Consider the following 5476-nt stretch of genomic DNA (forward strand, 5'->3'; position numbering starts at 1 on the left):
ATTTGCTCACAAGGTGCTGATATCTTCAATCTTTCAGCTTAAGCCTTGTGAGTTTTCTTACAATAGCCCCTCACTTTTAAAACATCCTCTTAGAAGCATCTAATCAGGGGCGTTCGTTTCAAGACATTTCAGCCAACCTCAATGCCATCTGGATTCAGACTCGTCAAATTGATACAAACCAAGTGATGATTATGATTTCTGACAATGGAGTAGGCATTTCAGAAGAGATTTGCTCTAAAGTATTTGATCCTTTCTTCACCACCAAGCCTGTTGGTAAAGGCACTGGTCTGGGTTTGTTTATGAGCTATCAAATTGTAACCGAGAAGCATAGCGGTAATCTTTGGTGTGACTCCACACTGGGGCAAAGCACCAAGTTTGTGATTGAGATTCCTGTAAAAGCTAAGAGGATTGCTTGAGTAACCCTGTCTTGTCACTAAGCGGCAGAGGAAAAATAGAAATCACAGTGAGTCAGGTGTAGAGTGCAAATTAACCAAGTTGCTAGTTGTTAAATTCTGATCTTTTTGATGACTGCTTAAGAAAAGCCCAATTGCAGACAGACATGATTGCTTCACTTATATTTTATTTTCCAACAACTCTAGTGCAGATACAGCGATAATTTACTCAAATCATCACCGAGTTGTTTTATGCTGCCAGTTATTGAAACTATTAGTTTACGTCAAATGGCTTCGGGCGATCGCCTTTTTTTACAAGTTTACAAATTCATCGGCGCTCAACCAGGTAAAAAGGTTTACATTCAATCTAATCTGCACGGTGCAGAAATTGCTGGTAATGCCGTTATTCACCAGCTAATTGAGTTTTTATTAACAATAAACGATACAGATTTAACTGGAGAAATTTGGCTAGTTCCCGTTTGTAATCCAATGGGGACGAATGAACGCGCTCATCATTTTTCTCCTGGACGTTACTGCATTTACGAAGCCAAAGACTGGAATCGCATATTTTGGGACTACGAGAAAGAAGCTGATGATTTAGTAGCTTTTACTAAATCTCAACTTCATATCGATCTAAAGGTCGTTCGACAAAATTATCTAACTATAATTAAGCAACAATTTGCAAAAATTTTAGAAAAAATTAATTCTCCTAGTGCAGTGCCCTACACTGAGCTTTTTGGCTACAAGCTACAAAATCTGAGTTTAGATGCAGACTACTTAATTGATTTACATAGTTCTACAAATCAAGCTTTAGACTACGTTTATTACTTCCGAAATCGAGAAGACAGTGCAAAATACTTCCTACTTGATTTCGGAATCTTACTTGATAAATACGATGGAGATGCTTTTGATGAAGCTTTTATCAAACCTTGGTTAGCGCTGGAAGCTTGTTTTAAAGAGTTTGGTAGAGAAATCAAGTTTGATGTGGAAGCCTGGACACTAGAATTAGGTTCAGGAATGCAAATCAACTCTGATTCAGTTGCTAAAGGTATAGGGGGTGTGAAAAATTATTTAGCACAAAAAGGTGTACTGCAAATTCCTGATTTATCAGACGACACAAAAACCCATGAAATGAGTTTTGCATCTAGCAGCAACCGGAAAAAATATTATGCGATCGCAGGTGGGATGATTCAATCAAGAATAGCATTAGGTAGTAAAGTAAAAGCTGGAGAAAAATTATATCAAATTCTCAGTTTTAATAAAGAAGGTCAATTACCTACTGTAATAGATGTCTGCGCTCAACAAGATGGATTAGTTTATGATGTCGCAACCAATCAAGCTGTGAATGAGGGCGAATTTGTATTGGGAATTATTAGTTAGTTATTGGTCATTGGTCATTTGTCATTGGGAGTTTGGAGTTTTTTAACTCCTCACTCCTCACTCAGCACTCAGCACGGGCTAAACGCCCCGCTACCGCTAACAGCACTCAGCACTCAGTACTCACTTCAGTCTCCCAAATAAATACTCATACCACGAGCAGTTTTAACTAAAGTACCATTGGGATCGACGGCGCTATATTGAGCGATCGCTTCTGTAATTGGTACACTTAATACTTGGCGATTTTGCCATGTCACCATGCGATCGTATTTATCTTCGGCAATCAGATTAACCGCCGCTACGCCAAAGGCTGTTGCAACTAATCTATCTAGTGGTGAAGCAGTTCCACCCCGTTGAATGTGTCCTAAAACGGTGACTCGCGTTTCTACACCGATGTGCTGAATAATTTCATCGGCTAAATATTCACCAATTCCCCCGTATCGAGATTGACCTAAGCGATTTGTAATTGTCACATTTTCCCCACCTTGGGTACGAACTGCTTCGGAAACAATAATCAAACAATAGTTTTTACCTTGTTCTTGGCGTTCTTTGATTTTGTGGCAAATGTGTTCAACTGTGTAAGGGATTTCAGGAATTAAAATTACATTCGCTCCCCCCGCAATTCCCGCCGCTATTGCTATGTGTCCAGCATCACGCCCCATTACTTCCAAAATCATGACTCGGCTATGACTTGCAGCGGTAAAATGTAACCGATCTAGTGCTTCTGTGGCAATATTTACTGCTGTATCAAAACCGATGGCGTGTTCGGTAACGCCAATATCGTTATCAATAGTTTTGGGAATACCTACCAAATTAATACCACCTTGTTGAGCAAGGCGACGCAAAATTGCCAAACTACCATCGCCACCGATACCAATCAAAGCGTCTAAACCTAGTTGATGATAACCTGCAATAATTTCTTCGGAGCGATCGCATAAACTTCCATCCGCCATTGGAAAGGCAAAAGGGTCGCCTTTATTGGTTGTTCCCAACATTGTGCCACCCGCAGTTAACAACGAGTCAACTCGATCGACTTCCAGCTTGGTGAATTGTGGCGGACGCGCCATTAATCCTAGAGTCGCTTGACGAATTCCCAAAACCTCCCAGCCATAAGTATTGACAGCACAATTGACTACAGCCCTAATTACAGCATTTAAGCCAGAACAATCACCTCCACTCGTAAGAATTCCTATGCGTTTGGGTTCTCCCACATTTTTTATTGACATTTTGATCCAAATGTATATATTGAGTAGTCGATGAAAATTAAGCCAAAGTTAGCAGCAGATTAAACTTAAGCAAAAGTCCTCCCTGTTAATGCCAAAGTAATTTTATGTTTCTTTTGTATCTAAAAGCAAAAAAAGTCTAAAAATTCTGTAACTTTTGAGCCAGAAAGAAGAATTTATTTGGGTTTGGTATGATTACCGATGAAATGAGGTAAACTTGGAGTTTAATTTTTTTATATTCTGACTGCTAAATTCTGACTCCTGAATACTAGAACTAAGGTTATCTCAGCTGTAAAATATAAGTGTAGAGCCAGTAGTAGATTAAACCTCGGCAAAAGCAATCCTTAAAAATGCCAGGGTAATTTTATGCTTGTTTTGTGTTTGAGAAAAAACCAAGTTATCCCAGCTATAAAATATGAGGGTGGAGCCAAAGGTGACTAGTATTGAAAATTACACTTTCTCTTTCTCAGGAGAAGTAGCAATTCCCCAGGCTCCTCCTGAATTCAAATCAGGTTTTATCGGCATTGTTGGTCGTCCAAATGTCGGTAAATCTACTTTGATGAATAAATTAGTAGGACAAAAAATTGCCATTACATCACCAGTAGCGCAAACTACACGTAACCGTTTGCGCGGTGTATTAACTACACCAGAGGCGCAGTTAATATTTGTAGATACGCCAGGAATTCATAAGCCCCATCATCAATTGGGCGAAGTATTGGTGCAAAATGCCAAAATTGCCATTGAATCAGTAGATGTAGTGCTATTTGTGGTAGATGGAGCGGTAGCTTGTGGAGCAGGCGATCGCTATATTGCCGATTTGCTCAGTCGCAGCAAAACCCCAGTAATTCTAGGCGCAAACAAAACTGACCAACAACCCGCTGATTCTCAGTTTCTAGATGATAGTTACGCCCAAATGGCCCAATCCCATGAATGGGAAATCGTGAAATTTTCTGCCAAGACTAGTGCCGGATTACCGCAACTTCAAGAATTATTAATTGAACATTTAGAAATTGGGCCATTATATTATCCCCCAGACTTGGTAACTGACCAGCCAGAACGCTTTATTATGGGTGAATTAATCCGAGAACAAATTTTATTATTGACTCGTGAAGAAGTACCCCATTCAGTAGCGATCGCTATTGACCTAGTAGAAGAAACTCCCAGCATTACCCGTGTACTTGCTACCATCAACGTCGAGCGTGATTCTCAAAAAGGCATACTCATTGGCAAAGGTGGAGCGATGCTCAAAGCAATTGGTAGTGAAGCCCGCGAACAAATCCAAAAATTAATCGCTGGCAAAGTTTATCTCGAATTGTTTGTGAAAGTCCAGCCAAAATGGCGACAGTCGCGGATTAGTTTAGCAGAGTTAGGCTATCGCGTGGAAGAATAATAATTGGTCATTTGTCATTAGTCATTGCCAAGCAAAAAAAGCAAAGGACAAAGGACAAAGGACAAATGACAAATGACTCTTAATAAATAAAAATGTCTTTAGATACTCGCTATCCCTTAAATTTACCCGTCAATGCTCCGCCATTGCGTGTGTTAATTGTCGAAGACGATCCGATGATGCAACTGGGATTAGAGCAATCGTTAATGGCTCATCCTCAGTTAGAGATTGTTGGACAAGCAGAAGATGGTTATTTAGGAGTTCAAGTTGCACTGCAACTGAAACCTGATTTGGTAGTTATGGATATTGGATTGCCGCGATTGGATGGCATTGCCGCAACACAGCAAATTAAGGCAGCGTTGCCAGCAACTCATGTAGTGATGCTGACATCTCATCAAACGGAGACAGAAATTATTGCAGCACTAGCTAGCGGTGCGGATGCGTATTGTATAAAAGGTGCAAGTGTGGAACGATTGTTAAGTGCGATCGCAGCCGCAGTCGATGGTGCAGCCTATCTCGATCCTCAAATTGCACGACGAGTAATTGATAATCTCAAACCGCCTTCACCCACCACCAACACCGCCAACTTATCTGGGCGCGAGTTAGAAGTGTTAAAATTGATGGTAGACGGGTTGAGTAACCCAGAGATTGCCGAAAAACTCTATCTTAGTCCCAACACCATCAAAACTCACGTCCGAGGGATTATGAATAAATTAGCAGTGGACGATCGCGTGCAAGCAGCAGTTGTAGCACTACGTTCTGGGTTGGTTTGATTACTATAATCTGTGAGTTTCAGCTTGGAGCTAACTAACAAAGAAAAGATCACAACTGCTGCTTAGTAGGACTTCCAGAAAATAAAATAGAGAGCTAATACAAGTAGAGGCATATAAATATATATGCCTCTAGAGCCGATTTATTTGTTGCCAAGTTTTTTGAAAAATAGTCTACCTCAATGCATTTTATTTAAAAGAGTTTGAGCATTCATTAGGGTCTAAATCAACAGGAAATATAGCAGTTCCTGCTTGAGTGCAATACAGTATGGGATGATGGAGTATATCAACGTCTAAGTGCCTGTAGAATGAAACCTTACTCCTGTG

Annotated in this window: 5 protein-coding genes; 4 read left to right on the forward strand and 1 reads right to left on the reverse strand. The window is 40.3% G+C overall.

Annotated features, from left to right (window positions below):
* The first annotated feature begins 146 nt into the window (after positions 1-146).
* Together V7K89_RS18000 and V7K89_RS18005 are read left to right on the forward strand one after the other, a co-directional pair.
* A complete protein-coding gene (locus V7K89_RS18000; protein WP_335189417.1) occupies positions 147-416 on the forward strand; it encodes a sensor histidine kinase in 270 nt (89 codons plus the stop codon).
* A gap of 228 nt (positions 417-644) precedes the next feature.
* Positions 645-1772 (forward strand): succinylglutamate desuccinylase/aspartoacylase domain-containing protein, encoded by a 1128-nt coding sequence (locus V7K89_RS18005; RefSeq protein ID WP_335189410.1) that lies wholly within the window; start codon positions 645-647, stop codon positions 1770-1772.
* A 125-nt stretch (positions 1773-1897) separates the two neighbouring features.
* Here the strand turns inward: V7K89_RS18005 and V7K89_RS18010 are convergent, their stop codons facing one another.
* Complete coding sequence (locus V7K89_RS18010) at positions 1898-2980, reverse strand: ATP-dependent 6-phosphofructokinase (RefSeq protein ID WP_335189419.1); 1083 nt, start codon at positions 2978-2980, stop codon at positions 1898-1900.
* A 427-nt stretch (positions 2981-3407) separates the two neighbouring features.
* Here V7K89_RS18010 and era point away from each other — a divergent pair, with 427 nt between their 5' ends.
* Together era and V7K89_RS18020 are read left to right on the forward strand one after the other, a co-directional pair.
* Positions 3408-4382 (forward strand): GTPase Era, encoded by a 975-nt coding sequence (era, locus tag V7K89_RS18015; RefSeq protein WP_335189413.1) that lies wholly within the window; start codon positions 3408-3410, stop codon positions 4380-4382.
* Between the two features lie 92 nt (positions 4383-4474).
* Positions 4475-5152 carry a response regulator transcription factor gene (locus tag V7K89_RS18020; protein WP_335189415.1) on the forward strand — a complete coding sequence of 226 codons (678 nt, stop codon included), beginning with the start codon at positions 4475-4477 and terminating at the stop codon, positions 5150-5152.
* The last annotated feature ends 324 nt before the right edge of the window (positions 5153-5476 follow it).

The sequence above is a fragment of the Nostoc sp. genome (genome assembly GCF_036917515.1).
Classification (GTDB): domain Bacteria; phylum Cyanobacteriota; class Cyanobacteriia; order Cyanobacteriales; family Nostocaceae; genus Nostoc.